Genomic DNA, 26,385 nt, shown 5'->3' on the forward strand with positions numbered 1-26,385 from the left:
CTCCTGTATCACCCTTTTCTCCTTTAGTACTTGCAAGGAAATCCGTTGGTGTTTTTCCTGCATTTTCAGGTAATGCCGCCCATAGGTCGTAAGCGGAAAGTCCGTCTGCTCCTGTATCACCCTTTTCACCTTTAGTACTTGCAAGGAAATCAGTTGGTGTTTTTCCTGCATTTTCAGGTAATGCCGCCCATAGGTCGTAAGCGGAAAGTCCGTCTGCTCCTGTATCACCCTTTTCTCCTTTAGTACTTGCAAGGAAATCCGTTGGTGTTTTTCCTGCATTTTCAGGTAATGCCGCCCATAGGTCGTAAGCGGAAAGTCCGTCTGCTCCGGTATCACCTTTGTCACCTTTTTCTCCTTTTGTACTCGCAAGGAAATCCGCTGGTGTTTTTCCAGCATTTTCAGGTAGCGCTGCCCATAGGTCGTAAGCGGATTGTCCATCGACACCATCTTGTCCGCTTTCACCTTTTAAGCTAGCCAAAAAATCAGCTTGTGATTTGCCAGTGTTCGCTGGTAATGCTGCCCAGAGGTTGTATGCGGATTGCCCGTCGGCTCCGATATCTCCTCTATCTCCTCTATCCCCTCTATCCCCTTTATCTCCTTTGTCTCCTTTGTCTCCTTTTGTACTCGCTAGAAAATCAATAAGTGTTTTTCCTGTATTTTCAGGCAGTGCCGCCCAAAGGTTGTAAGCGGATTGTCCATCGGCTCCGATATCCCCTTTATCTCCTTTATCCCCTTTGTCTCCTTTGTCTCCTTTTTCTCCTCTTATACTTGTTAGGAAATCTGCTGGTGTTTTTCCTGCATTTTCAGGTAGTGCTACCCATAGGTCGTAAGCGGATTGTCCATCGGCACCATCTCGTCCACTTTCACCTTTTAAACTAGCCAAAAAATCAGCTTGTGATTTACCACTATTCGCTGGTAGTGCTGCCCATAGTGCATAAGCAGATTGCCCATCAGCTCCCTTAATATTGTTCCACTGTTGAGTTTGGCTGTCAAACACCCAAATACCGTCCGCATTAACAACCATTTCTACGCCTATACCTGGGCCTCCTGCTGAGCCAGGGAGTCCAGGAGGACCTTGTTCTCCTGGTCTGCCCTCAAAGGTATAACGAGAAACATCGAGGTCAGTGATTAAACGCTGCCACCGGTCCTCGCTCCAATAGTAGTAGCCAGGGGTTACTTCGGCAGTTGTAGCTGTATTGTACAGCAATAAACTCTCAACATTTCCATGGGTTATGGTACTCGTGTCTTCAAGGCTCGTCAAAGCAACCTGAGGAATGAGAATTCCTTTATTGCTGCCCGCTACTGTTAATTCAGCGGATTTATTCGGGTGCTTTGTTCCTATACCTACTTGTGCTTGCGCCATATAGCCGCAAGACAACAAGGTTGTGATAAAAAGAATTTGTTTTTTCATATGACTGTTTTTTAAAAAGTAGTGTTTGGTTTGATTATTTTTCATTTGAAAAGTTAATAGTAGACCTAGAGCCTGACTATTCGACCTAACAAACCTAGATTTTAATATGTTAAAATTTGTTTGTTTACGCGCTGTATTTGTTAATTGAACTAAGGTTTAACAAAATTGACGCAAATGAAATAGCGCATGGAGGATGTGGTGATTCTATTTTTAAAATAACTAGACTAATTCGCACAATATGGTCCACATAATCGGTTGTGTTTTGTTGAATAAGTGAACGAAAGGACGATTTTTGTTGTGATGTAACGCTTTGGCTCTTAGTTAATTTTAGAATAAAGAAGATTAATTTTTGGTCTAAAAAGAGGAATACTATATATTTGCATCTTATTTCTTTTCCAAAAATATGAACAAGTTATTGATCGTCGGAACGATGGCGTTTGACAATATAGAAACACCATTCGGGAAAACGGACAAAGTATTAGGAGGTGCTGCTACATATATAGGATTGTCTGCCTCGCATTTCGAGGTAGAATCAGCCATCGTCTCCGTAGTAGGGGATGATTTTCCTGAAGAGTATTTAGCCTTGCTGCAAAGTAAGAAAATTGACACTACAGGTGTCGAAGTGGTAGCAGGAGGAAAAACTTTCTTTTGGAGTGGCAGATACCACAATGATTTAAATGCGAGGGATACTTTAGATACCCAATTAAATGTGTTGGCGGATTTTAAACCTGTTGTTCCAGCTAACTTTAAAAAAGCAGATGTGGTGATGTTGGGTAATTTGCATCCATCCATTCAACAATCAGTCTTGGCACAATTAGAACAAAAACCAAAACTAGTCGTGCTCGATACGATGAATTTTTGGATGAATTGTGCGTTAGCTGAATTGAAAGAGGTCCTGAAACAAGTCGATGTGATAACGATTAACGATGAAGAGGCCCGTCAGTTATCTGGGGAGTATTCGCTTGTGAAAGCAGCGGAAGTAATTCAGGAAATGGGACCAGCATATGTAGTCATCAAAAAAGGAGAACACGGAGCCCTGTTGTTCTCAGGGAAAGAGGTATTCTTTGCCCCCGCTTTACCTTTAAAAGAAGTATTCGACCCAACAGGAGCTGGGGATACCTTCGCAGGAGGATTTGTAGGGTATTTAACCGAAAGAGGTAGTATCTCTTTCCAATGTATGAAGAATGCCATTATTTTTGGATCTAATTTAGCTTCTTTCTGTGTAGAAGAATTCGGAACACAGCGCATGGAGCAACTGGAAGAAGCAGAAATGAAAAAAAGATTAATGCAATTTAAAATGTTAACTCAGTTCGACATTGAACTCAAATAAACATGCAACATACTAAGCCTCGTCGTGGGGCTTTTTTTAATGATAACACACAACACAACTAACTATGAGCGACGCACTACAACACGAATGTGGAATTGCTTTTTTACGATTAAAAAAGCCACTTTCCTTTTATAAAGAAAAATATGGCAGTACGTTCTTCCCCATTCAGAAGATGTACTTGTTGTTAGAAAAACAACACAATAGAGGACAAGATGGAGCAGGTATGGCGAGTATAAAACTCGATATGGATCCTGGGGAGCGCTATATTAGTCGTGTTCGTTCAAATAAAGCACAGCCAATTCAGGATATTTTTGCTCAAATCAACGGGCGTATCAATGCAGAAATGGAAGCACATCCAGAATATGCGGATGACGCCGAGTTGCAAAAGCAACATATTCCGTATTTAGGGGAAGTGTTTTTGGGTCATGTGCGTTATGGAACGTTTGGAAAAAACAGCATTGAAAGCGTTCATCCCTTTCTGCGTCAAAACAATTGGATGCACCGCAATTTGATTGTTGCTGGTAACTTTAACCTAACCAATGTTCGAGAATTGTTCGAAGATCTCGTTCGCCTTGGACAACATCCGAAAGAAATGTCAGATACTATTACGGTAATGGAAAAAATAGGACACTTCTTAGATGATGAAATCGACGATTTATACTACCAAATAAAACAAGAGGGCTTTTCTAAAAAAGCAGCTTCACCAATTATTGGTGAGCGTTTGGATATTGCGCGTATCTTAAAAAGAGCGTCCAAAAACTGGGATGGTGGATTTACTATGGCTGGTATGTTGGGTCATGGAGATGCATTTGTCTTCCGTGATCCTGCGGGAATTCGCCCGGCATTCTACTATGAAAATGACGAACTTGTCGTAGTAGCTAGTGAACGTCCTGTGATTCAAACTGCTTTAAACGTGCCTTTTGAAGATATCAAAGAGTTGACGCCAGGACAAGCAATTATCGTAAAGAAAGATGCGAGTGTGCACTTTGAGCAAATATTAGAACCTCTTCCATTAAAGGCGTGTTCGTTTGAGCGCGTGTATTTCTCAAGAGGAAATGATGCTGATATCTACCAAGAACGCAAAGACTTAGGTAAATTTATTTTTCCACAAGTGTTAGACGTAATTGAAGATGATACAGATAACTCCGTATTCTCTTATATTCCTAATACGTCTGAAACCTCTTTCTTTGGGATGATTGAAGGAGCACAAGACTTCTTGAACCAGCGCAAGATTTCGGATATCTTGAAGAACAAAGAGGCCTTAACGGAGCAGAAATTACAAGAGATCTTATCAGTTAAATTACGCACCGAAAAAATTGCGATTAAAGATGCAAAATTGCGTACGTTTATCACGGACGATAGCAGTCGTGATGATTTAGTGGCTCACGTGTATGACGTGACCTATGGCGTGATTAAGCCTACGGATAACTTAGTAATCATTGACGATAGTATCGTTCGTGGAACAACGTTGAAGAAGAGTATTATCCGCATGTTGGATCGCTTAAATCCGAAGCGTATTGTCGTGGTATCTGCCGCACCTCAAGTGCGTTACCCCGATTGCTATGGCATCGATATGGCTAAGTTAGAAGGGTTAATTGCCTTTCAAGCGGTCATCGAATTGCTAAAAGAACGCAATATGTACCATATTGTGGAAGAGGTATACCAAAAGTCAAAAGCACAAGTGGGCTTGAAAGACGATGAGGTTGTCAACTATGTAAAAGAAATTTACGCACCTTTTACTGATGAGGAAGTCTCCGCTAAGATTGCCCAAATGGTAACTGAGGAGGGGATTAAATCAGAAATCAAAATTGTGTTTCAATCCATTGAAAACCTACACAAAGCTTGTCCAAAAAACCTTGGAGATTGGTATTTTACTGGAGATTATCCTACAAAAGGAGGAAATCGCGTGGTAAACCGCGCCTTCATCAACTACTACGAAGGGAGAGACGAAAAACCGTATTAATAGCCTTTCATTTTCATATATAAGCACTGATCGAGAGATTGGTGCTTTTTTTGTTTCTCACCCCAACCAAAAAAAGTAAGCAACAATCGCGATAATAATCGCACAGAAAATATTGAGGATAAAACCAGCTTTCATCATGTCTTTTTGTTGTATATCGCCTGTACCGAAAACAATGGCATTGGGCGGTGTAGCAACGGGTAACATAAAAGCGCACGAAGCACCCAAACCGATGATCATGGATAACCCCAAGGGATGCATGCCTAGTTCTTGCGAAATTGAAAAGAAAATTGGAACTAAGAGTGCCGCACTTGCGGTATTGGAGGTAAATTCCGTCAAGAATACAATAAAGAAAGCTACGATTAAGCTAATGACAATGAAAGGGCTGTCGTGAATTACGGACACCAATAAATCGGCCATCACCTTACTAGCTCCAGACTCTTTGAGTACCATACTCAGCGTTAATCCCCCTCCAAAGAGCAACAGTACTCCCCAATCGACATTGTGCTGCAATTCTTTCCATCGCGACACTTGACTGATGCATATGAGGATAAATGCGCCTAAAGCAATAAAGGTGTCAAAGTTTTTGAAGCTACCTTCAAATCCCACCAAAGCAGCAAATAATGGATTTATTTGACTACTTAAAATCCAACAAACTGCGGTTAATAAAAAGATGGCAAGGGTGATCCAACGGTCAGTATTCATGGGTATTTCTTCCATTTGATGTTCAAATCTCAGGTTGAGTTTGGGCTTAAAGACAGCGTAAATCACGGCAATCATTAAAGGAAGCAAGATAATCACCATGGGGAATCCCATTTTTAACCATTCAGCAAAAGAAAGGTTGAGCTGAGAAGCAACAATGGCATTGGGAGGACTTCCTACAATGGTTCCCATTCCACCAATACTAGCGCTATATGCAATTCCCAATAAAACAAATACATAGGTGTTTCGGTGTTGTGATTTGTCCAATTGACTTAGGATTCCCGTAACTAGAGGAAGCATCATCGCTACTGTGGCTGTATTGCTGATCCACATCGATAGAATAGCTGTCGCAAGGAACAAATAAAAGATCGCATGAGCTAATCGACCTTTGGCTAGATACATAATCTTACTAGCGATGATCAAGTCTAGCTTTTGGACGTGTAGAGCTCCGGCAAGCACAAATCCCCCAAGGAACAAAAAGATGTTGGGATCCGCAAAAGAGACAAGCGCTGGTTGAATATCCGTTAATCCCAAGCCAATGGCAAGAACGGGTACAAAAACAGCAGTCGTCGTTACGTGCAACGCTTCTGTTAACCATAAAACCGCGACAAAAGCAAGTAATGCTAACCCTTTGTTGACCTGTGGCACATAAGGTAAAAAGTGAATTAATGCAAACAACATCAGTACACTCAATCCGATGATGAGGTAGTTTCGCTTGGATTTGTTTCTTAGCCCTTCAGGTTCGTAGTCTAGTTGCATGTGGAATAGATTAAGTAAAATAGATAGGGGAAATTACAAAAAAAAGGAGTAGGTAGGTGGTATAATAAAGTATAATATTAGAAGTAAAACTAGTGATACATTTAATTTTTAAACAAAAAAAAGGGAAGTATCACGGATACTTCCCTTTTGCTATTAAAAGAGTGAACTCTTTACGTCTTATTTCGCTGCTGCATATCTCTTAGCAACTTCAGCCCAGTTGATTACGCTGAAGAAAGCAGCAATATAGTCAGGGCGTCTGTTTTGGTAGTTTAAGTAGTACGCATGTTCCCAAACGTCCATTCCTAAGATTGGAGTTCCACCACAAGCAACACCTGGCATAAGTGGGTTGTCTTGGTTTGGTGTACCACATACTTCCAATTTACCGTTTTTAACGCATAACCATGCCCAACCTGAACCGAATTGCGTAGCACCTGCTTTTGCGAAAGCTTCTTTGAAGTTAGCAAATGAACCAAAGTCCTTAGCAATAGCATCTGCTAATTCTCCTGTTGGTTCTCCACCACCATTCGGGCTCATTACTGTCCAAAACAAGTTGTGGTTGTAAAAACCTCCACCGTTGTTGCGAACTGCACCATTTGTCATATCAAGGTTTGCTAAAATCTCCTCGATTGTTTTTCCTTCTAATTCTGTACCAGCAATAGCTGCGTTTAAATTAGTTGTGTAGGCATTGTGGTGTTTCGTATGGTGGATTTCCATTGTACGAGCGTCAATATGTGGTTCTAATGCGTCATACGCATAAGGTAATTGTGGTAATTCGAAAGCCATAATTCGTATTATTTAAAGATTAGTGTTATTTTTATTCAAATTTAGGGATTTTCTATGGAATATAAAAGATCTTAGGGGTTAATATAAGTTAAGGTATAATTTAATGGTTAGACAGGAAAGAGCTTCATTTTCAGTATATAACGCTTCAGCGGGTTCAGGGAAAACACATACATTAGTAAAAGAATATTTGAAAATTGTCTTAATGGATCGATCCGATGATGCGTATCGAAAAATTTTGGCGATTACCTTTACGAACAAAGCAGTAGCGGAGATGAAAAATAGAATTCTCTCCTGCCTGTATGCATTTGCACAGCAAGATACAGGGAAGAAGTTTCAGCCTATGTTGGACCAAATTGTTCAAGAAACGGGATTGAAAGAAGTGGTGATTAAGGAGAAGTCTGCGCGAATCATGAAGCACATTATCCATAATTATGCGGCTTTTGATATTTCGACCATTGATAAATTCACCCATAAAGTGATCCGTTCTTTTGCCTTTGATTTGAACTTACCCATGAGTTTTGAGGTGTCATTAGATTCGGATGAGCTCTTACAAGAAGCAGTGGATTCCGTTATTGCTAAGGCAGGAACCGATCAGGAATTGACCAAGGTGCTGATTGACTTTTCTATCGACAAAGCAGACAATGACAAAAGTTGGGATATAACGCGAGAATTAAAGGAAATGGGCGCGTTGTTGTTGAATGAAAACAACCGGGATGAAATTGCTTTGTTTGATCAGAAAACACTACAAGATTTTATAGGAACCCGTGATTATTTGCGCAAGAAGATAGAAGAGTTAACGCGAGAAACACAACAAAGAGGACAAGATATTTGGGATTTGCTGATTGATAAGGGGGTGGATATGAAATCGTTTTCAAGGGGGACCTTTCCCAATCACCTTTTAGCTATCATAAACGATACTGATAAAAGTACCCAGAGAAAGTATGTGGAATTTAACGAAATTGCAATTCTGAAAGCGGCTAAAGACCGAGATACGATTGAAGCTCTTTTGCCAGAAGTGCTCCAGCAGTTGGCGCATATCTATCAATTATTTGCCAAGCGCTTGTTTTATCAAGCCTTTCTAAAGAATATTACACCTTTGTCTCTCTTGAATATTTTGGGTATAGAAATGCAACATATACAAGAGGAGAAAAATATGTTGTCGATTAGTCAGTTTAATGCCATTATTCACAACGAAATTCAACACCAACCCGCTCCGTTTATATACGAGCGATTAGGCGAGCGTTACCGCCACTTTTTCATTGATGAGTTTCAGGATACTTCTGTGATGCAATGGGACAATTTGGTGCCCTTGATTGACAACGCACTAGCAGGAGAAGATTTTGGAGTTAAGGGAACCCTGATGTTGGTGGGCGATCCCAAACAATCCATTTATCGTTGGCGCGGGGGAAAAGCGGAGCAATTTATTGCGCTGAGTAAAGACGATAATCCCTTTTCCAATCCGGATAAAGAGGTGGTGGTTTTGGGGAAAAATTACCGCAGCTATGCCGAAGTGATTCATTTCAACAACAGTTTCTTTAAGGAGATTGCTCGTTTTTTTACCCAAGAGGATTACAAGAACATCTATGAGAACCAAAGTCACCAAGAAACAAATGCTAAAGAAGGCGGTTATGTGGAAGTGCAGTTTTTAGATGAACGATTGATCGATAAAGAAAATGAAGTAGACAAAGAGCGTTTGTATCTGGAAGCCACTTTAGCTGTTATCAATAAATGTAAAGCACAGGGGTTTTCGTATAGCGATATGGTGGTATTGACACGTAAACGCGCCCATGGAATTGCCTTAGCCAACTATTTAACGGAGCAGGAAATTCCCATTCTTTCTTCGGACTCATTGTTGATTAGCCATGCTACGGAAGTGCGACTGATTATGGATGTGTTGCGCTATATCCGCAACAAGGAAGATAAGGAGTCTAAATCGCTGATGTTGTATTATATTGCAAGTAAGAGGGAGCAAGAAGCTGTTCACAATTTTATAGAAGAGGGCTTAGACCATACCTCTGACGCTAGTTTAGAAACCTGGTTGGCCTCTAAAGATATTTATATTTCATTCGATCAATGTAGGAAAAAATCGCTTTATGAAGCGGTAGAAATTATCGTTCGCGCGTTTTTTCCCGCTCAAGCTACAAGTTCCTATGTGTTGTATTTTATGGATATTGTGTTAGAACGAACCATCAAGAATCAATATGGCATTGGCGATTTTATCTTGTATTGGGAAGACAACAACCACAAGTTTAGTATTCCCACGCCTGAGGGGAAGAATGCCGTCCAGTTGATGACCATCCACAAATCTAAAGGGCTTGAGTTTCCCGTAGTTATTTTTCCGTTTGCGGAAGAGGATTACGACCGTTCCAATCGCGATAAATTGTGGGTAGAGTTTGACGAGGCAGACGCGGGAATTGAACTGCCTAAAGCGTTGGTCGATGCCAAGAGAGAAGTGAAAGAATATGGGGCGCTAGCAGAAGAGCTATACGCCCAAAAGGAACAAGAGGAACTCTTAGATAATATCAATGTGCTATATGTCGCTTTGACTCGAGCGGAAGAACAGCTATATATTATAACTACACGTGATATGAAAGTAGATGGGGAGTATAAAAACAATATGTCTCGCTTTTTCATCCACTACTTGCGTCAGCAAGGATTGTATCAAGAAGAAGAGCTGGTATATGAATTTGGTCAGCCTCAGCGCTTGTCTGTGGCTAGCGTAGAAACGTTGGATCAAAATAAGCTAATCCGAAGTGTGGAATCTCTCTTTAATTTTAATGATATAAAAATTGCTGAACGCGAAGCCCTCATGTGGGATACCCAAGTGGGAGAAGCGATTGCTTATGGAAATATTACCCATAAGATTATGTCGTTTATTCATACAGATCAAGAGGTTGATGCAGCGATTGAGCGTGCGTTAGAGGAGGGACTTATCGTTGAAAGTGAAAAGGCAAACTTTAGAGGAGCAATCGATAAAATTATCAGCCACCCCGATTTGCGCGTGTTTTTCACTGGAGGAATTGTGTATAATGAGCGCATGATTATTGGGAAAGCGCAACACAATCTCATTCCCGATCGCGTGGTGATCCAAGGACAGCAGGCGTATTTGCTAGATTATAAAACAGGAAAGCCAGAAGAAAAGTACGTCAAGCAGTTGGAGAAATACGAAAAATCCCTCCTAGCTATGGGCTATGATGTGGTTAAAAAAGTTATTTTATATATGGGAGAGGATGATTTAAATATAATACATTTGTAAAAGAGTATAGTTAACGCTTAAAAAGAGTAAGTATGTACGGAAAAATTAAAGACCATTTACAACAAGAGTTGAAGTCAATTGAAGACAATGGTTTATTTAAAAAAGAGAGAATTATTACTTCGCCACAAGGAGCAGAAATTACAGTTTCTACAGGAAAAAAAGTATTGAATTTTTGTGCGAATAACTATTTAGGGCTATCCTCACATCCAGAGGTAGTGCAAGCGGCGAAAGACACGTTAGATACCCATGGTTTTGGGATGTCTTCTGTTCGATTTATCTGTGGGACACAAGATATTCACAAACAATTAGAAGCTACTATTGCTGATTTCTACGGCACAGAGGATACGATTTTATATGCAGCAGCATTTGATGCAAATGGAGGTGTTTTTGAACCTTTGTTGGGAGCAGAAGATGCTATTATTTCAGACAGTTTGAACCACGCGTCTATTATTGATGGTGTTCGTTTGTGTAAAGCTGCGCGTTACCGTTATGAGAATAACGATATGGCTGATTTGGAACAACAGTTAATTAAGGCTAACGAAGCGGGGCATCGCTTTAAAATTATCGTAACAGACGGGGTATTTTCTATGGATGGATTGGTAGCTCCTTTGGATAAGATCTGTGACTTAGCGGATAAATACGATGCCTTGGTCATGGTTGATGAGTGTCATGCAGCTGGATTTATTGGAGCAACAGGAAAAGGAACTTTAGAAGCGAAAAAAGTAATGGGACGCGTAGATATTATTACGGGAACTTTAGGAAAAGCTTTAGGTGGTGCCATGGGTGGATATACAACAGGTAAAAAAGAGATCATTGAGCTGTTGAGACAGCGCTCACGTCCTTATTTATTCTCCAATTCACTTGCGCCAATGATAGTAGGAGCTTCATTGAAAGTATTCGAATTATTGCAGAAAGACACCAAATTACGCGATCAATTAGAGTGGAATACCAATTATTTCAAAGCAGGAATGAAAAAAGCGGGCTTTGATTTTATCGATGGAGATTCGGCTATTGTGCCTGTTATGTTGTACGATGCGAAGCTGTCTCAGGAGATGGCTGACCGCTTATTACAGCATGGGGTTTATGTGATTGGATTCTTCTATCCTGTTGTACCTCAGGGGAAAGCGAGAATTAGAGTGCAATTGTCTGCTGCACATACGCAAGCACATCTAGATCATGCGATTGCGGCCTTTACAACAGTAGGAAAAGAATTGAACGTGATTTAAATATTAACTTTTTTTAGCAAATCACAATAATTGTTAAGAATAAAATTTGTTAACTACACATATAATTGTATTTTTGTTTTAACATTACAATAAATAGAAAAATAAAGTTATGAAACATCTCAACAAATTAATTGCAGCGGCAATATTATGTGCGGGTCTTTCGACTCAGGCGCAAGATGCTGACCATCCGTGGGCTGTAACTATTGGTGCGAATGCTGTAAACACTAAAGTTAGTTCAGCTAAAGGGTTTTCACACAGAATGGGAGGTTATTTCCAAACGTCAGATTGGAACATTTTACCTTCAGTTTCTTACCTAAATGTATCAAGATACTTAGGTGATGGATTTTCATTAGGTGTTGTAGGATCAGTGAATAAAATTGATAAATTCATTTCCAAAGAGTCAGAAGGCTACTTCAAGTACAATCCTGGAGATTTATCATACTACGGAATTGATGCAGAAGTTAAGTATAGCTTCAAAGAAATTTTGAACACTAAAGTTGTTGATCCATTCGTATTAGTTGGAGGGGGATATACTTTTATGGGAGATGCAAGTACAGGAACTGTTAACGGAGGTTTAGGATTAAACATCTGGTTTACTGAAAACATTGCATTAACATTCCAATCAACGTATAAGCATTCATTTGACGATACAAGAATTCCAGATGTTGATGTGGCGGGCCACATGCAACACTTCGCAGGTATTCGTTTCCAATTTGGTGGAAAAGATACAGATGGAGATGGAATCTTAGATAAATACGATGAGTGTCCAGATGTTCCAGGATTAGCAGAATTCAACGGATGTCCTGATACAGACGGAGATGGTATTCCTGATCATTTAGATGAGTGTCCAGATGTTCCAGGATTAGCAGAATTCAACGGATGTCCTGATACAGACGGAGATGGTATTCCTGATCATTTAGATGAGTGTCCAGATGTTCCTGGATTAGCAGAATTCAACGGATGTCCTGATACAGACGGTGACGGTGTGCCAGATCATAAAGATGAGTGTCCTGAAGTTCCTGGTCCAAAAGAAAACAAAGGTTGTCCTTGGCCAGATAGAGACGGAGACGGAGTGCCTGATCATTTAGACGATTGTCCAGATGTTCCTGGTCCAGCTTCTAACAGAGGATGTCCTGAAATTAAAGAAGAGCAAGTGAAACAACTGAACGACTATGGAAAAACAATCTTATTCCATACAGGTAAGTTTACTTTCCAAGATGCTTCTTACACTGTGTTAGATAACATCGTGAAAATTATGAAAGAATTCCCTACTGCTAAATTCCACATCGCTGGATATACTGACAGTACAGGTTCTGACAAAGTAAACGTTCCATTATCTGACAACAGAGCGAATGCAGTTAAAGTTTATTTAATTGAAAAAGGTGTTGACGCGAACAGATTAACTTCTAAAGGTTATGGTTCTGAAAACCCAATCGCTTCTAACAAAACTGTTAAAGGACGTGAGTTAAACAGACGTGTTGAAATTCAATTACAAAAATAATTGAACGAAATAATATCAAGATAGAAAAGGGCTTCGAGTATTCGAAGCCCTTTTTTTATTACCTTTAGTCACATGAGTCAACAACATTTTTTATATCGATTAAGTGAAGAAATAAAGCAGAATTTCCCTTCTTCTATGCATAATTTAGTTGTGGTATTGCCCAACAAAAGAGCAAAGATCTTCCTGCTCGAACAGCTGAAGCAATTTTATGATCACAGCGTTTTTGCGCCCAGTATTATCAGTATTGAGGAGTTAGTGCAGGACATTGCCCAACTTCGTGCTATTGATTCAATTGAACTATTGTTTGAGTTCTATCACGTTTATAAAAAATTAGTAGGCGATAAAGCGGAAGACTTTGATTATTTTGTCAACTGGGCTCGTATGTTGTTACAAGATTTTAATGAGGTGGATCGCTATTTGTTAAATCCAACCCACGTTTTTAGCTATTTAAAAGATATTGAAGATATCAACCATTGGGCGGTAAACGTTGATAAGCAAACGGATTTAATCAAAAATTACCTGCAGTTTTGGGAGCAAATCCCGCTGTATTACACCGCGCTTTATGAGTATTTGCTAGAAAAAAAGATAGGCTATCAAGGGATGATTTATCGGGAAGCAGTTGAGAGACATCGCGGTTTTTTGAGCGCCCAAGACAATCAGTACTACTTTGCGGGATTCAATGCCTTAAATGCCGCTGAAGAAGTAATTATCCAACACTTTCTAGTCGAAGGTAAAGCCCGTGTATTTTGGGATATTGACGAGGTATTTCTCCATGATCCTTATCACGATGCTGGCTTGTTTTTGAGGAGAATTAAACAAAGATGGCCCTACTATGAAAATCACCCTTTTGAGTGGATAACTGCTCATTTTTCAGAAAAAAAGAACATAGAAATTATTCAAACCCCTAAAAGTGTTGGTCAGGCTAAGATTGTTGGAGGGGTGATTGAACAGGCCTTAGCTAATGGTACGGCTTTGGACCAAATCGCAGTTGTGTTAGGCGATGAAAATTTGTTGCAACCTGTTTTATACGGCTTGCCAGATGCTGTGAGTAGTTTAAATATTACTATGGGCTATAGCGGAAACAGCAGTCCTGTGCAATTGTTTTTGAATAAAGTATTCAAAATGCACTTGGCAGCAGTTCGCCGTGGAGGAAAACAGTATGTGTTTTACTATAGAGACGTCTTAGAAGTGTTGACAAGCCCAGTTATGGAAGGCTTGTTCGACGTTGATGCTGTGGTGTCAGAAATCCAGAAAAAGAACTTGACATTTTTCTCTTTTGATCGATTTGAATCCTGGATGAAAGTTAGTGATACAGCTGAAAAAAGACTTGTTTTTGACGCTTGGAGCAGCAAATCACCTGCGGATATCTTAAAGGGATTAGTTGCTTTGATCATCTTAGTTAAAAATAAACTCGAAGTAGATAGTCAACAAAATCGTTTGATGAAAACCTTTTTGTTCACGACTTATAATCTGCTTAATCGTCTGTTGTCGTATTGTGAAAAATACCCGTTTATTCACTCCATTGAATTGCTTTATGTTTTGTATAAGCAAATCATGGATATGAGTGAGGTTTCTTTTGAAGGTGATCCTTTAGAAGGGTTGCAAATTATGGGGATTTTAGAGAGTAGGGTGTTGGATTTTGATACGGTGATTGTCACTTCGGTCAACGAGGGAAAATTTCCTTCAGGCAAAACACAACAATCCTTTATTCCTTATGATGTAAAAAGAGAATTGGGTTTACCTACCTACAAAGAAAAAGATGCGATTTACAGCTTTCACTTCTACCATTTACTCTTGCGTGCTAAACAGGTGTATTTGATCTATAATTCCCAGGCAGAAGGGATAGATGCTGGAGAGAAGAGTCGATTTTTAGCACAACTTGAAATGGAAAAGCAACCGGCACATCAAATATCTACAGTGACCTATTCCGCTTATTTGCCTGATAAAGCCTATGTCCCTATTTCCATTGCGAAATCAGAAGTGTTAATGGATAAATTGAAGGAAATTGCTACGGTAAAAGGGTTTTCACCTTCGGCTCTAACAGCCTATTTGCGCAATCCTCTACAGTTTTATGTGCAACAAGTATTGCGCATTCGCGAAGTAGAAGAGGTGGAAGAAAGCGTAGCGTTGAATACGCTAGGGACGATTATTCACAACGCGCTAGAAAACTTGTATCAACCTTATGTTGGACAAGTAATAGATGTTGGCATGATCAAAGCAATTCAACGGATAGCAGATGAAGAAGTTCAAAAGCAGTTTGAAGAAATTTACAACAGCGACAAGGAAAAAATGGGAAAAAACCTCCTAGCTTTTGAGGTTGCAAAACGCAATGTCTATCATTTCTTGCGCGAAGAATTAAAAGGATTAGAACAAGGAGATGAGGTGAAGTTACTCGCCTTGGAAACAAGATTAGAACACGTGTTGGAAGACAGTCGTCTGCCTTATCCGATTAAATTATTTGGCTTTGTCGACCGCATTGAGAGTAGAAATGGAACGATCCGTGTGATTGATTATAAAACGGGAAAAGTAGAAGCGAATCAAGTCAAGCTCTCACAATGGGAGGGATTAACTACTCACTTAAAGAACGATAAGATTATTCAGCTGCTCTGTTATGCTTTGATGTATGCTGATCAAAATAACGTAGCCTCTTTAGAGGCGGGGATTTATTCTTTTAAAAATCGCCGAGAAGGATTTTTATTTTTTGGTGTGCGGGAAGGAAGAACTGTTGACCATGCAATTACACCAGCTGTTTTAGCTTCTTTTAGAGAGGAATTGATCGAATTGATTTTGCTTATTTTGGATCGAGAGACCCCATTTGTTGAAACCATATAAAAAAAGCGAGAAGATTCTTCTCGCTTTTTTAGTACTATGAGTTAGCCTTTTACTTGCTCGGTTAAAAGCTGTAATAGGGCTTCTTTTTGTTCGATGTGAAGCATGTGGCCTCCTGCTAAGGTTGTGATACTTGCGTTTGTTCCATTAACTTGTTCTCGCGTTTCTTCATAAGGCATAACAGGATCGTCTTTCCCCAATACAAAAGCAATTGAATAGGGAGCAAAGTGGAGGAGTACTTCTCTGTCAATTCTCGTTTTCATGCCTTCTAGTGCCGCAATGACGCCTTGGGTTGGTGTTTTCAATGCCTCTTCTCTTGTGTGATCAATCGCTTTTTGGTGTAAAGGCCTGATACTATCGCTAAAGAGGTTGTTGATAGCCATGTTGATAAAAACCGGTGCATTTCTCTTAATCAAATCAATGGCTCGATTCCTATTTTCCACGCGTTCGGGACTATCTGCACGTGCAGTAGAGTTAATTAATACCATGTTTTTTACCATATCAGGATATAGTTCTGCAAAAGCAAGCGAAACATATCCCCCCATTGAGTGGCCAATAAGAGTAACTTTTTTTAATTTGAGTTGTGAAACTACGGCATGAACAGCATCTGCCATGTCTTCCATAGTGTGAATATACCCCAAGCAACCAGTTTCGCCATGACCCAATAAATCCAAACTAATTACGCGATATTTAGCGGAAAAGTGATCCATATAATCTGTCCACATCTTAGCGTTTTCCAAGAAGCCGTGTAAAAAGATCAATGCATTTCCTTTGCCGCTGTCATAGTAATTGATTGGAATGTTTTTGTATATCAGCGATTTTTGAATCATCATTTGTGTTTTGTTGAGTCAGCAAAAGTACAGGATGCAAAAGGAAAAAAAAACTTTCTTTCAGATAAATCCGCTCTAGCTATGGCGGTTTTTTATTTTTATCTATTCTAAATTACTGAAATAGAATTATCTTTGAGGCAGATAAAAACATAGGTCATATGAAATATATTTACAGCGTATTATTCGCTTTAGTGGTAGGAACGGTTTTCGCAGGAGAAGGGCTGCCTTATCAAATTTACAATGCAAAAGGTAAGAAAGTAACGTATAAACAAATGATCAAGCAGTTGACAAAGTCTGATGTTGTGCTGTTTGGTGAATACCACAATAACTCGTTGGGGCATTGGTTGCAATTAAAAGTGACTGAAAGTTTGGGAGAGCAGCAAGATTTGGTTTTAGGTGCGGAGATGTTTGAAGCAGATAATCAAGAAGGGTTGACAAATTACGTCAGCGGCGATATGCAAGAAGAAGAGTTCACTCAAGCCGTTCGTTTGTGGAATAATTACAAAGGGGATTACCGTCCTTTAGTCGAATATGCAAAAGCAAAGCGCTTTCCTTTTATAGCGACAAATGTACCACGTCGCTATGCGAGTTTATTGTATAAAGGAGGAGTGGAAGCACTAGATACCTTAGGCGTAGATGAAAAAGCGTGGATTGCTCCTTTGCCTTTTCCTTATGATCCAGAATTGCCAGGTTATAAAGAGATGTTGACGATGTTTGAATCGGATCACGTCAATGAAAATTTGCCTAAAGCACAAGCGATTAAAGACGCAACTATGGCGCATTTTATTCAGGCTAATAAGGAGGAAAACAAATTGTTCATACACTATAATGGCTCTTACCACAGCAACAACTATGAGGGGATCTATTGGTATTTGAATCACTATGCGCCCCAACTTAAAGTGACGACAATTACTATGGTAGAAGGCGATAATGTAGGTAATTTCGAAAAACTCAATCTTGGATTGGCCGACTTTATTCTTGTTATAGATGCGAATATTTTAAAGTCGTTTTAGAATGTTATAAAAAAAAACACTATTTAGTCTTAAATCTAGTTTGGCAATACTTTTTTTTTAAATAAAATAATGTAAAATACTTTGTTTATATTGAGTATAAATAGATGTGTACGCATTGTAGATAACGTTAATTAGGTGTATTTTTGAGAGATTTTTTCAAGAAAAACAATTAAAATTACATTATGGCAAAATCTGCACTTTTAAAGTCATCCATTGCAAAGAAATATTGGATGTCTCTTACGGGGTTATTTTTATGCTTGTTTTTAGTTGGTCACTTGGTAGGGAATCTTCAGTTGATTTTTGGGGATGCCTCAAAATTCAACGAGTATGCCTTGTTCATGACGACTAATCCAGCGGTAAAAGTATTATCTTATGTAACGTATATATCAATCCTTTTTCACGCGATTGATGGTATAGTTCTAACAATTCAAAACAAAAAAGCTCGTCCGATCGGATACGCGAAGAACAACGCTGCTGCAAACAGTAAATGGGCTTCTCGTAACATGGCGGTATTGGGGACTTTATTGTTGGTTTTCATCGTAACACACATGGTTAATTTTTGGGCGAAAATGCACTTTTCGGCTATGCCATTGCAAACAATTGAAGTGACAATTGAAGGGCAAGAAGAGCCAGTTATGATTTACAAAACAGTTCAAGAGCAACCAATCGATGTTAGAGCGGTTGAAATGGGACAGTTGGAAATTAAAGGAACTGCGTTTTACCAAAAAGGGACAGATTTAAAAATTGCAGATGGTTACAAAGATTTACATAAAATTACTGTTGAGTTTTTCAAAGATCCTTCAACGGGATTGATTAGCACAATTTTATATGTAATCGCAATGATTGTTCTTGGATTCCATTTATCTCATGGTTTTGCAAGTGCATTCCAATCTTTAGGGGTAAATAATCCAAAGTATAACTGTTTGATTAAAGGCATTGGCTACTTATTTGCCTATTTAGTTCCTGCTTTGTTCGCAATCATTCCATTATACATTCACTTTATTAAATAGTCCTAAAGAAATTGATTATGAAATTAGATTCAAAGATACCTCAAGGACCAATCGATAAGAAATGGTCTGATTATAAAAACCACATTAAATTAGTGAACCCAGCCAATAAACGTAATATTGATGTTATCGTTGTGGGAACTGGATTAGCTGGTGGATCTGCTGCTGCTACTTTAGCAGAGTTAGGTTATAATGTAAAAGCATTTTGTTATCAAGATTCGCCTCGTCGTGCGCACTCAATTGCTGCACAAGGGGGGATTAACGCGGCTAAAAACTATCAAGGTGACGGTGACTCGATCTACAGATTATTCTATGATACTGTAAAAGGAGGGGATTACCGCGCACGTGAAGCAAACGTTCACCGTTTGTCTGAAGTTTCAGCTAATATTATTGACCAATGTGTGGCTCAAGGTGTGCCCTTAGCACGTGAGTACGGTGGTTTATTAGACAACCGTTCTTTTGGAGGAACACAAGTTTCTCGTACCTTCTACGCAAAAGGACAAACTGGACAACAGTTATTATTAGGTGCATACTCTGCAATGAACCGTCAAATTGGTCGCGGAAAGATCAAGATGTACAACCGTCACGAAATGCTAGACTTAGTTTTAGTAGATGGAAAAGCAAGAGGAATTATTGCGCGTAACTTAATTAATGGGGAGATTGAACGTCATTCAGGACACGCTGTAGTAATTGCTACAGGTGGATATGGAAACGTATTCTTCTTGTCTACAAACGCAATGGGGTCAAACGTGACCGCAGCTTGGAAAGCACACAAACGTGGAGCATTCTTCGCTAACCCTTGTTTTACACAAATTCACCCAACTTGTATTCCTGTTACTGGAGACCACCAATCAAAATTAACTTTGATGTCTGAGTCTTTGCGTAATGATGGACGTATTTGGGTTCCAAAGAAAATGGAAGATGCAGTTGCAATTAGAGAAGGTAAACTAAGACCAACGCAAATTGCAGAAGAAGATAGAGATTACTACTTAGAAAGAAGATATCCATCATTCGGAAACTTAGTACCACGTGACGTTGCGTCTCGTGCTGCAAAAGAAAGATGTGATGCTGGGTATGGAGTTAACGCAACAGGAGAAGCAGTTTACTTAGACTTCGCTTCAGCGATTGAGCGTTACGGTAAAGAACAAGCGCGTATTCAACACTTAGATGAAAACGATGCGAAATTAGTTTACAAATTAGGTAGAGACGTTGTAGAGAACAAGTACGGAAACTTATTCCAAATGTATGAGAAAATCGTTGACGAGGATCCATACACAACGCCAATGATGATTTATCCAGCAGTACACTATACAATGGGTGGTGTTTGGGTAGATTACAACTTAATGTCTACTATTGAGGGATGTTATGTAATTGGTGAAGCAAACTTCTCAGATCACGGAGCTAACCGCTTAGGTGCTTCTGCTTTGATGCAAGGTTTAGCGGATGGATACTTCGTATTGCCTTATACAATCGGGGATTACTTAGCTGATGATATTCGTACAGGTGCGATCCCTACTAACTTACCAGAGTTCGACGCTGCGGAGAAAAATGTACAAGACATGATCGATCACTTAATGAACAATAAAGGATCACATTCAGTAGATTATTTCCACAAGAAATTAGGTAAAATTATGTGGGATAAAGTAGGTATGGCTCGTAATGCGCAAGGTCTAACGGAAGCGATGGACGAGATTGCTGCATTGAGAGAAGAATTCTACAAAGACGTGAAAGTATCTGGAACTGCAGATAGCTTTAACCAAGAGTTAGAAAAAGCACTTAGAGTTGCTGACTTCCTAGAGTTAGGAGAATTATTCGCAAAAGATGCTTTACACCGTGAAGAATCTTGTGGAGGACACTTCCGCGAAGAACACCAAACAGAAGACGGGGAAGCACAACGTGATGATGAAAACTTTGCTTATGCTGCTGCATGGGAGTACAAAGGAAATCCTAGAGACGCTGTTCTACACAAAGAAGACTTGGTGTATGAAAATATTAAGTTGGTAACTCGTAGTTATAAATAATATTGAGGTATTGATTCTTGAATCATATCTTGTTGTAAAAATTCGATGCAGATGAATCTTACATTAAAAATATGGCGTCAAAAAAACGCTAAAGAACAAGGAAAAATTGTTGAATATAAAATTAACAATGTTTCTCCTGATATGTCTTTCTTAGAAATGCTTGATGTTTTAAACAATGAGCTTATCGAGAAAGGGGATGATCCCGTAGCATTTGACCACGACTGTCGTGAAGGTATTTGTGGAATGTGTTCGTTATTTATTAATGGACAAGCTCACGGACCAGATAGAGGCGTTACTACTTGTCAGTTACACATGAGAAAGTTCAAAGATGGTGATACAATTTATATTGAGCCATTTAGAGCAAAAGCTTTCCCAGTAATCAAGGATTTAGTAGTAGACCGTACCGCTTTTGATAAAATTCAACACGCTGGAGGATTTATTTCGGTAAATACTTCTGGAAATACACAAGATGCTAACGCTATTCCTATTCCAAAACACGATGCTGACCGCTCTTTTGACGCAGCAACTTGTATCGGATGTGGAGCATGTGTTGCAACGTGTAAAAACTCTTCGGCTATGTTATTCGTTTCGGCTAAAGTTTCTCAATTTGCTTTGTTGCCACAAGGTAAAGTTGAAGCAGCAGACCGCGTAATGAACATGGTTGCTGAGATGGACGCTTTAGGCTTCGGTAACTGTACTAATACAGGGGCTTGTGAGGTTGAATGTCCAAAAGGTATTTCATTAGAGAACATTGCTCGTATGAACAGAGAATACCTTAAAGCTGCATTATAGTAGATTTTAATATTTTTTTGAAAAAGGAAAAAGCAGAACCTCACCGGTTCTGCTTTTTTTATTGGCCCACTTGATTGGATTAGCATGCTATTTTCAAATGATACGATATAACTATCACAGCAATTTGTTCAGATGTAAATCACGAATAATGCTCTACGGAAGTAAATGACTTATTTTAAATTGTCTTATCGCTAGAGGTGCGCAGGTCTGCCAATTATATTTTGTACTTTTGAAGTACTTAACACTCAGGTATGAAAATAGCACTAATTCAAGCCCCTTTGGTGTGGGAAGATGTCGAACAGAATACGACTTATTTTAAAAATCAATTACAACAGATTGAACAAGAAACGGATCTGGTTATCCTTCCAGAAATGTTCACCTCAGGCTTTACCATGAATCCTGAGCGCGTTTTTATGACCATGGAGGATAAGTTTATCGAACAATTGCAAACGTGCTGTAAAATGCGTCATTTTGCGTTAACCGGCAGTATAGTAATCAAAGAAAACAATCAGTTTTACAACCGTTTATTTTTTATTCTTCCTACGGGTGAATTTCATACCTATGACAAACGCCATTTGTTCTCACTTGCAGGCGAGGAAAAAGTATATACACCTGGTAGTGACCGATTGATCGTTGAATATAAGGGGTGGAAAATTTGTCCGTTGGTGTGCTATGACCTTCGCTTCCCTGCTTTTGCTCGAAATCTCACCGCTACTTATGACTTATTGCTCTATGTTGCCAGCTGGCCCGATCAACGCATTTACGCTTGGGACTCCCTTTTAAAAGCTCGAGCAATTGAAAATATGAGCTACGTAATTGGCGTTAATCGCTGCGGAGAAGATCAAAATGACAACCAGTATATAGGGCATTCTCAAGTGCTCGACTATATGGGACAGTATTTGATTGAACCCTTAGAAGGTGAAACTACTCGCTATATCGTCTTGGACAAAGGCATGCAGGATAAAGCAAGAAACCGATTTGCCTTCTTGAAAGATGCGGATGCATTTGATATAATAGCCTAAAATAATACCGCAATAACAAAAATAAGCCCAAAATAAAAAGCTACCACTAGGGTAGCTTTGCTTACTATATTTGACTAATTTGTTTCTTCTCACTGTGCTCGTGCATTAAAATAACGAGCAATTAGCACGAACAACAAGGGACATTGGAACTATTCTGCCAGATTCATGTCCTGGTTGATGTCCCAATTAGCGCGTACGTCAATCGCTTCTTTAGCGTAGTACGTCTCTTCGGGTTGTCGTTTACCCCAATAATATCCTGTATCCCATTGACCATTTTTATTGTCGTCGTATATTACGCGAACATAATATTTGCGCGGAGGGAGTAAATCAAATACAACTGTTCGCGCCGTTTCAACCACTTGAGTAGCGTATACTTTTTCTTGTTCATCAATCAATTCTACAATAATCGGATAGCGTTTAACAGCACTCAAATTTAGATTTAAGTTACCGTAATCACTGTGTTTTGTGGTTTTTAATGTGAATTGTAACGTATCGTTAGGTTGTCCAAAATAATCGGTAATTGCCTGAGGCATTAGTTTGATATGATACAATTCTTCTTGAAGTTTATCAAAGTGTAAGATCACCTTTTGTTCTTCGGGTAATTCTTGAACCTCAAAGGAAACTGGTAGAGAATCTTTTTTGATGATGTGTATCAAATCCTTGTTGACCTGCCCAAGCGGGGTTGACATTTTTAGGGCGAAATCTTCCTTAAAGTCAATAGCACTGTTTTTTGCCGTGATTTTTAAGGTGTCAATCTCTTTCATCTTTGCACGGGGACGCACTGTAAAAGTTTCTAAATAATCCTCTTGTGTCACTGTAATGTGCAAGGAATCTGCCATGACTTTCGGGAACCATAGTTGAAGGGTGTCTTTTCCTTCTAAAGGGGTATACACACTGCGAATTAAACTGTCATTTTTTGTTACTTTAACTTGGGCTCCCTTTCTATTGCCCATGTAGGGGATATACCATTTGTTCTCTGAAAGTTGAGCCGGACGTTTCGCTGAAAATTTCTCTTCAGATTTAAACAAAACTAAATTGTATTTATTGTCTGTTGGAATGACAATAGAATCCTGAATAAAGGCAATTTTATCCTGTTCCGGATTAAACATGTAATTATTCGTTTTTTGCTTTAATCCTACTAAATAATATGTACCCGCTTTAATGTTTTCAATTGAAAAAGTAGTTAGAGAATCTAAAGTGTTGGTAATATACAGCGGTTTCTCTTTGTAGACGGTTGAATCGTTGAACGTTTTGGCATCATAAAGCATGACGTTGACAAAATTATCCGTTTTTAATTTATGAGCGGATTGAATGCTTCCCTCTAATTTTAGGGAATCAATATAGGTTCCTGTAGAGAAAATATACTTGAATTGAGGCAATACATTGCCTTCGTTATTATCAATAATAGCATCTCCAAAATTGAAGCTATAGGTGGTGTTTGGCAGTAGTGTATCTCTAAGGATGACTGTCAAGGTCTTTTTTGGCCCACCCATGGGTTGAATCTCAGGAGTGTTTTTCAACGGAGGAGACACAATCAAATTTTGAGTGATATTTTTCAATTTAATGAACTCATCAAATTCGATTTTGATTTCATCTTTGTTAAAGTTGATAGAATAGTTTTCGGGATTGCTTTTCAGTACAATAGGAGGTAGCGTATCCATAGGACCACCTGATATAAACCCTCTTTTAGCACAATTCGAAAAACAGGTTACACACAAAATGAGTAAACAAGTAAAAAAGTATAGACGAAACTTCGACATAGTTTTGTTTTGAAAAGACAAAGTAACAATTATATTTTTTACTTAGAAAATATCGACCCTTAAAAACTTTATTTTGTGTAAGCTAAACACAAAATACTCACCGTAGTTTGGGGTATTTGTAGCAATAAGCGCGCACAGGTTTCCAATGTGCTACCGGTAGTCAAAATATCGTCCAATAAAAGCAGGTGCTTACCTGTAAAGGAGGAAGCATCGTTGAGTTGAAAGACCGTGTTCTTGGTTTTGATCCGCTCTCTAAACGTCTTGGTTGTCTGTGAGGGAGTATGCGTTATTTTGGTCAGCAGGGTTTTGTTGATGGGAATGCCAAAGTATTGGGCGAGTGCTGTTGCAAATCCATCTACTTGGTTATATCCGCGTTGTCTGCGTTTTTTCTTGTGCATGGGCACGGGAATAAGGTAATCCACCGTTGTCAAATGGGGGGTATCCGCCAGTAGTTCAGCGTACATTTTTCCTAACGTATAACTAATTTTCGGTTGGTTGTTGTATTTTAATTGATGAAGGAGATTCGAGACAATACCCTCTTTGGTATAGTATAACATACAACTTGCTTGTGCGATCTTTACTTTGCCATAAAATTTATTGAGGGCTTCGTTAGGCGTATATAGATGTTGATCCGTAAACGGCAAAAATGCCCTACAACTTACGCAAAGTAACTCTTCTTGTGGCAATAGCATGGTATCACATCCACAACAGTAGTTGGGAAAAAACAGATGAAGTAGTTCTTGGATCATAGGAGGAGTTTTTGGGATTATCGAAAATAACGCAAATAAAAAGCCAGTTTAAATCAATGCAACCGATATCTTTGTAGCCTATACGAAATAAGTAGAAAAAATATGGAGAAAGCAATACTTGAATTGATGCAGTTGATAGAGAAAGGGGACTATGCCGTAGCCGAAGTCTTTGCTGTTGAAATTAAGAAACAATTACAGCGCATGATGGATGTTGAAACAGCGGATGAAGCTCTGGTTCGCTTGGCGAAAATGCAAAAGATTGTAGAAGATCTCCAAGAAAAAATTAAACCCTAAGAAGATGAGTTGTCCTTGTGGAAGTGAACAAGAAGCAGCGAATTGTTGCTTGCCCTTTGTAAAAGGAGAAAAATACCCCCAAACAGCCGAAGCGTTAATGCGATCTAGGTATACGGCTTATGTCCTTGCTAATGCCGCGTATTTGATAGATACCACGCATCCGAGAACCCGCCATTTGTACAGTAAAAAATCAATCCTACAGTGGGCGAAAGAAAATCAATGGTTGGGATTAAATATAGAAGAAGCAACCACAACAACGGTTACTTTTTTTGCTTTTTTTAAAGATCAAACTGGGACGGAACATCGTCATTATGAGCACTCTACTTTTGAAGCTTTAGGCGGAAAGTTATACTATGTATCGGGCACATTTGAAGAGTAAATAGCTATTTTTGGCAGACAGGATCAATGCCTCTTCCTATGCTATCAGAAGAAAATCAACTGAAAAAGAGTGTTGTTGCTTTGTTTTTTTTTGTAAATTACTAGTATGAGAGCTGTAATAATTGGGGCTACTGGAGCCGTTGGAAAAGTATTAGTGCGTCAATTGCTGTGTGATGATCGCTATAATTTTGTCGAAATCTTTGTGAGACGCTCTTGGGATATTCAACATCCCAAGTTGATTTGTCATGTTGTAGATTTTGAGAAAATGGATGAGTGGCATCATTTAATCGATGGCGATATCGCTTTTAGTTGTTTGGGAACGACCAAAAAGCTAGCAGGAAGCAAAAAAAACCAATGGCGTGTGGACTATGACTATGTTGTGCAATTTGCCAAGTATTGTAAAGCTAAATCCGTACATACATTCGTGTTGGTTTCTTCTATGGGAGCTAATTATCGCAGCAAAGTGTTTTATTTGTATCTCAAAGGGCGCATTGAACAAGCAATTGCACAATTGCATTTTAATCGGATTATTATCATTCGTCCTAGTTCACTTATTCGCCCTCATTCCGACAGAAAAGGCGAAGAGTGGGGAGTAAAGATCTTGACCTGGCTCAATCGAATCGGATTGTTTAAAGCGTATAAACCTGTACCCGTATCTAGGGTGGCAGCTCGAATTCGCGAAGCTGCCGCCCAACATGTAGCGTATAATCTCGTTGTGATTGACAATGAAGAAATATAAAAAAAGGCTTGCCACTAGTGCAA

General features: G+C 39.2%; 19 protein-coding genes and 1 pseudogene. 14 read left to right on the forward strand and 6 right to left on the reverse strand.

Annotation, left to right across the window (positions count from 1 at the left end; all coding sequences use genetic code 11):
• Positions 1-1,411 (reverse strand): annotated as a pseudogene (locus H4K35_RS12980) (hypothetical protein); the annotation flags it as partial.
• A gap of 403 nt (positions 1,412-1,814) precedes the next feature.
• On the opposite strand from H4K35_RS12980, the gene H4K35_RS12985 reads away from it, so the two are divergent.
• Both H4K35_RS12985 and H4K35_RS12990 read left to right on the forward strand, forming a co-directional pair.
• Positions 1,815-2,741 carry a PfkB family carbohydrate kinase gene (locus H4K35_RS12985; protein ID WP_182628391.1) on the forward strand — a complete coding sequence of 309 codons (927 nt, stop codon included), beginning with the start codon at positions 1,815-1,817 and terminating at the stop codon, positions 2,739-2,741.
• Positions 2,742-2,805: 64 nt separating this feature from the next.
• The gene (locus tag H4K35_RS12990; RefSeq protein WP_182628392.1) at positions 2,806-4,704 is read left to right on the forward strand and encodes an amidophosphoribosyltransferase; all 1,899 of its coding nucleotides are present in this window, start codon (positions 2,806-2,808) and stop codon (positions 4,702-4,704) included.
• Positions 4,705-4,761: 57 nt separating this feature from the next.
• Here the strand turns inward: H4K35_RS12990 and H4K35_RS12995 are convergent, their stop codons facing one another.
• Both H4K35_RS12995 and H4K35_RS13000 read right to left on the reverse strand, forming a co-directional pair.
• Positions 4,762-6,162, reverse strand: a complete 1,401-nt coding sequence (locus H4K35_RS12995) for a DASS family sodium-coupled anion symporter (protein ID WP_182628393.1) — start codon at positions 6,160-6,162, stop codon at positions 4,762-4,764.
• A gap of 177 nt (positions 6,163-6,339) precedes the next feature.
• On the reverse strand, positions 6,340-6,945 hold the full coding sequence (locus H4K35_RS13000; protein WP_182628394.1) for a superoxide dismutase: 606 nt from the start codon (positions 6,943-6,945) through the stop codon (positions 6,340-6,342).
• A 103-nt stretch (positions 6,946-7,048) separates the two neighbouring features.
• Here H4K35_RS13000 and H4K35_RS13005 point away from each other — a divergent pair, with 103 nt between their 5' ends.
• The 4 genes from H4K35_RS13005 to H4K35_RS13020 all read left to right on the forward strand — a co-directional run bounded on the left by H4K35_RS13005 (position 7,049) and on the right by H4K35_RS13020 (position 15,760).
• Positions 7,049-10,201 (forward strand): exodeoxyribonuclease V subunit beta, encoded by a 3,153-nt coding sequence (locus H4K35_RS13005; RefSeq protein ID WP_182628395.1) that lies wholly within the window; start codon positions 7,049-7,051, stop codon positions 10,199-10,201.
• 32 nt (positions 10,202-10,233) lie between these two features.
• Positions 10,234-11,427, forward strand: a complete 1,194-nt coding sequence (gene kbl / locus H4K35_RS13010) for a glycine C-acetyltransferase (RefSeq protein WP_182628396.1) — start codon at positions 10,234-10,236, stop codon at positions 11,425-11,427.
• Between the two features lie 109 nt (positions 11,428-11,536).
• A complete protein-coding gene (locus tag H4K35_RS13015; RefSeq protein ID WP_182628397.1) occupies positions 11,537-12,928 on the forward strand; it encodes an OmpA family protein in 1,392 nt (463 codons plus the stop codon).
• Positions 12,929-13,000: 72 nt separating this feature from the next.
• A complete protein-coding gene (locus H4K35_RS13020; protein ID WP_182628398.1) occupies positions 13,001-15,760 on the forward strand; it encodes a PD-(D/E)XK nuclease family protein in 2,760 nt (919 codons plus the stop codon).
• A gap of 41 nt (positions 15,761-15,801) precedes the next feature.
• Here the strand turns inward: H4K35_RS13020 and H4K35_RS13025 are convergent, their stop codons facing one another.
• On the reverse strand, positions 15,802-16,587 hold the full coding sequence (locus tag H4K35_RS13025) for an alpha/beta fold hydrolase (protein WP_182628447.1): 786 nt from the start codon (positions 16,585-16,587) through the stop codon (positions 15,802-15,804).
• 158 nt (positions 16,588-16,745) lie between these two features.
• On the opposite strand from H4K35_RS13025, the gene H4K35_RS13030 reads away from it, so the two are divergent.
• The 5 genes from H4K35_RS13030 (at position 16,746) to H4K35_RS13050 (ending at position 22,442) form a co-directional block, all read left to right on the forward strand.
• Positions 16,746-17,600, forward strand: coding sequence for a ChaN family lipoprotein (locus tag H4K35_RS13030; RefSeq protein ID WP_182628399.1), 855 nt, complete (start codon positions 16,746-16,748; stop codon positions 17,598-17,600).
• 182 nt (positions 17,601-17,782) lie between these two features.
• Entirely contained in the window at positions 17,783-18,610 is an 828-nt protein-coding gene (locus H4K35_RS13035; protein WP_182628400.1) for a succinate dehydrogenase cytochrome b subunit, read from the forward strand.
• 17 nt (positions 18,611-18,627) lie between these two features.
• The gene (locus H4K35_RS13040) at positions 18,628-20,628 is read left to right on the forward strand and encodes a fumarate reductase/succinate dehydrogenase flavoprotein subunit (protein ID WP_182628401.1); all 2,001 of its coding nucleotides are present in this window, start codon (positions 18,628-18,630) and stop codon (positions 20,626-20,628) included.
• 51 nt (positions 20,629-20,679) lie between these two features.
• Entirely contained in the window at positions 20,680-21,420 is a 741-nt protein-coding gene (locus H4K35_RS13045; protein ID WP_182628402.1) for a succinate dehydrogenase/fumarate reductase iron-sulfur subunit, read from the forward strand.
• Between the two features lie 251 nt (positions 21,421-21,671).
• Positions 21,672-22,442, forward strand: coding sequence for a nitrilase family protein (locus tag H4K35_RS13050; protein WP_182628403.1), 771 nt, complete (start codon positions 21,672-21,674; stop codon positions 22,440-22,442).
• Between the two features lie 149 nt (positions 22,443-22,591).
• On the opposite strand, the gene H4K35_RS13055 is transcribed toward H4K35_RS13050, so the two are convergent.
• Both H4K35_RS13055 and H4K35_RS13060 read right to left on the reverse strand, forming a co-directional pair.
• Complete coding sequence (locus H4K35_RS13055) at positions 22,592-24,103, reverse strand: Ig-like domain-containing protein (protein ID WP_255492474.1); 1,512 nt, start codon at positions 24,101-24,103, stop codon at positions 22,592-22,594.
• Positions 24,104-24,270: 167 nt separating this feature from the next.
• On the reverse strand, positions 24,271-24,951 hold the full coding sequence (locus tag H4K35_RS13060) for a ComF family protein (protein ID WP_182628405.1): 681 nt from the start codon (positions 24,949-24,951) through the stop codon (positions 24,271-24,273).
• A gap of 102 nt (positions 24,952-25,053) precedes the next feature.
• Here H4K35_RS13060 and H4K35_RS13065 point away from each other — a divergent pair, with 102 nt between their 5' ends.
• The 3 genes from H4K35_RS13065 to H4K35_RS13075 all read left to right on the forward strand — a co-directional run bounded on the left by H4K35_RS13065 (position 25,054) and on the right by H4K35_RS13075 (position 26,362).
• Positions 25,054-25,245, forward strand: coding sequence for a hypothetical protein (locus tag H4K35_RS13065; RefSeq protein WP_182628406.1), 192 nt, complete (start codon positions 25,054-25,056; stop codon positions 25,243-25,245).
• Between the two features lie 4 nt (positions 25,246-25,249).
• Positions 25,250-25,624 carry a YchJ family protein gene (locus tag H4K35_RS13070; protein ID WP_182628407.1) on the forward strand — a complete coding sequence of 125 codons (375 nt, stop codon included), beginning with the start codon at positions 25,250-25,252 and terminating at the stop codon, positions 25,622-25,624.
• 105 nt (positions 25,625-25,729) lie between these two features.
• Positions 25,730-26,362 carry an NAD(P)H-binding protein gene (locus H4K35_RS13075; protein ID WP_182628408.1) on the forward strand — a complete coding sequence of 211 codons (633 nt, stop codon included), beginning with the start codon at positions 25,730-25,732 and terminating at the stop codon, positions 26,360-26,362.
• Positions 26,363-26,385: the final 23 nt, after the last annotated feature.

The sequence above is a fragment of the Myroides sp. NP-2 genome (assembly GCF_014145665.1).
Taxonomy (GTDB): Bacteria; Bacteroidota; Bacteroidia; order Flavobacteriales; family Flavobacteriaceae; genus Flavobacterium.

Coding starts and splice junctions, on each gene's coding strand:
- H4K35_RS12985 (WP_182628391.1), top strand. CDS start 1,815: ATGAACAAGTTATTGATCGTCGGAACGATGGCGTTTGACAATATAGAA.
- H4K35_RS12990 (WP_182628392.1), top strand. CDS start 2,806: ATGAGCGACGCACTACAACACGAATGTGGAATTGCTTTTTTACGATTA.
- H4K35_RS12995 (WP_182628393.1), bottom strand. CDS start 6,162: ATGCAACTAGACTACGAACCTGAAGGGCTAAGAAACAAATCCAAGCGA.
- H4K35_RS13000 (WP_182628394.1), bottom strand. CDS start 6,945: ATGGCTTTCGAATTACCACAATTACCTTATGCGTATGACGCATTAGAA.
- H4K35_RS13005 (WP_182628395.1), top strand. CDS start 7,049: ATGGTTAGACAGGAAAGAGCTTCATTTTCAGTATATAACGCTTCAGCG.
- kbl (WP_182628396.1), top strand. CDS start 10,234: ATGTACGGAAAAATTAAAGACCATTTACAACAAGAGTTGAAGTCAATT.
- H4K35_RS13015 (WP_182628397.1), top strand. CDS start 11,537: ATGAAACATCTCAACAAATTAATTGCAGCGGCAATATTATGTGCGGGT.
- H4K35_RS13020 (WP_182628398.1), top strand. CDS start 13,001: ATGAGTCAACAACATTTTTTATATCGATTAAGTGAAGAAATAAAGCAG.
- H4K35_RS13025 (WP_182628447.1), bottom strand. CDS start 16,587: ATGATTCAAAAATCGCTGATATACAAAAACATTCCAATCAATTACTAT.
- H4K35_RS13030 (WP_182628399.1), top strand. CDS start 16,746: ATGAAATATATTTACAGCGTATTATTCGCTTTAGTGGTAGGAACGGTT.
- H4K35_RS13035 (WP_182628400.1), top strand. CDS start 17,783: ATGGCAAAATCTGCACTTTTAAAGTCATCCATTGCAAAGAAATATTGG.
- H4K35_RS13040 (WP_182628401.1), top strand. CDS start 18,628: ATGAAATTAGATTCAAAGATACCTCAAGGACCAATCGATAAGAAATGG.
- H4K35_RS13045 (WP_182628402.1), top strand. CDS start 20,680: ATGAATCTTACATTAAAAATATGGCGTCAAAAAAACGCTAAAGAACAA.
- H4K35_RS13050 (WP_182628403.1), top strand. CDS start 21,672: ATGAAAATAGCACTAATTCAAGCCCCTTTGGTGTGGGAAGATGTCGAA.
- H4K35_RS13055 (WP_255492474.1), bottom strand. CDS start 24,103: ATGGATACGCTACCTCCTATTGTACTGAAAAGCAATCCCGAAAACTAT.
- H4K35_RS13060 (WP_182628405.1), bottom strand. CDS start 24,951: ATGATCCAAGAACTACTTCATCTGTTTTTTCCCAACTACTGTTGTGGA.
- H4K35_RS13065 (WP_182628406.1), top strand. CDS start 25,054: ATGGAGAAAGCAATACTTGAATTGATGCAGTTGATAGAGAAAGGGGAC.
- H4K35_RS13070 (WP_182628407.1), top strand. CDS start 25,250: ATGAGTTGTCCTTGTGGAAGTGAACAAGAAGCAGCGAATTGTTGCTTG.
- H4K35_RS13075 (WP_182628408.1), top strand. CDS start 25,730: ATGAGAGCTGTAATAATTGGGGCTACTGGAGCCGTTGGAAAAGTATTA.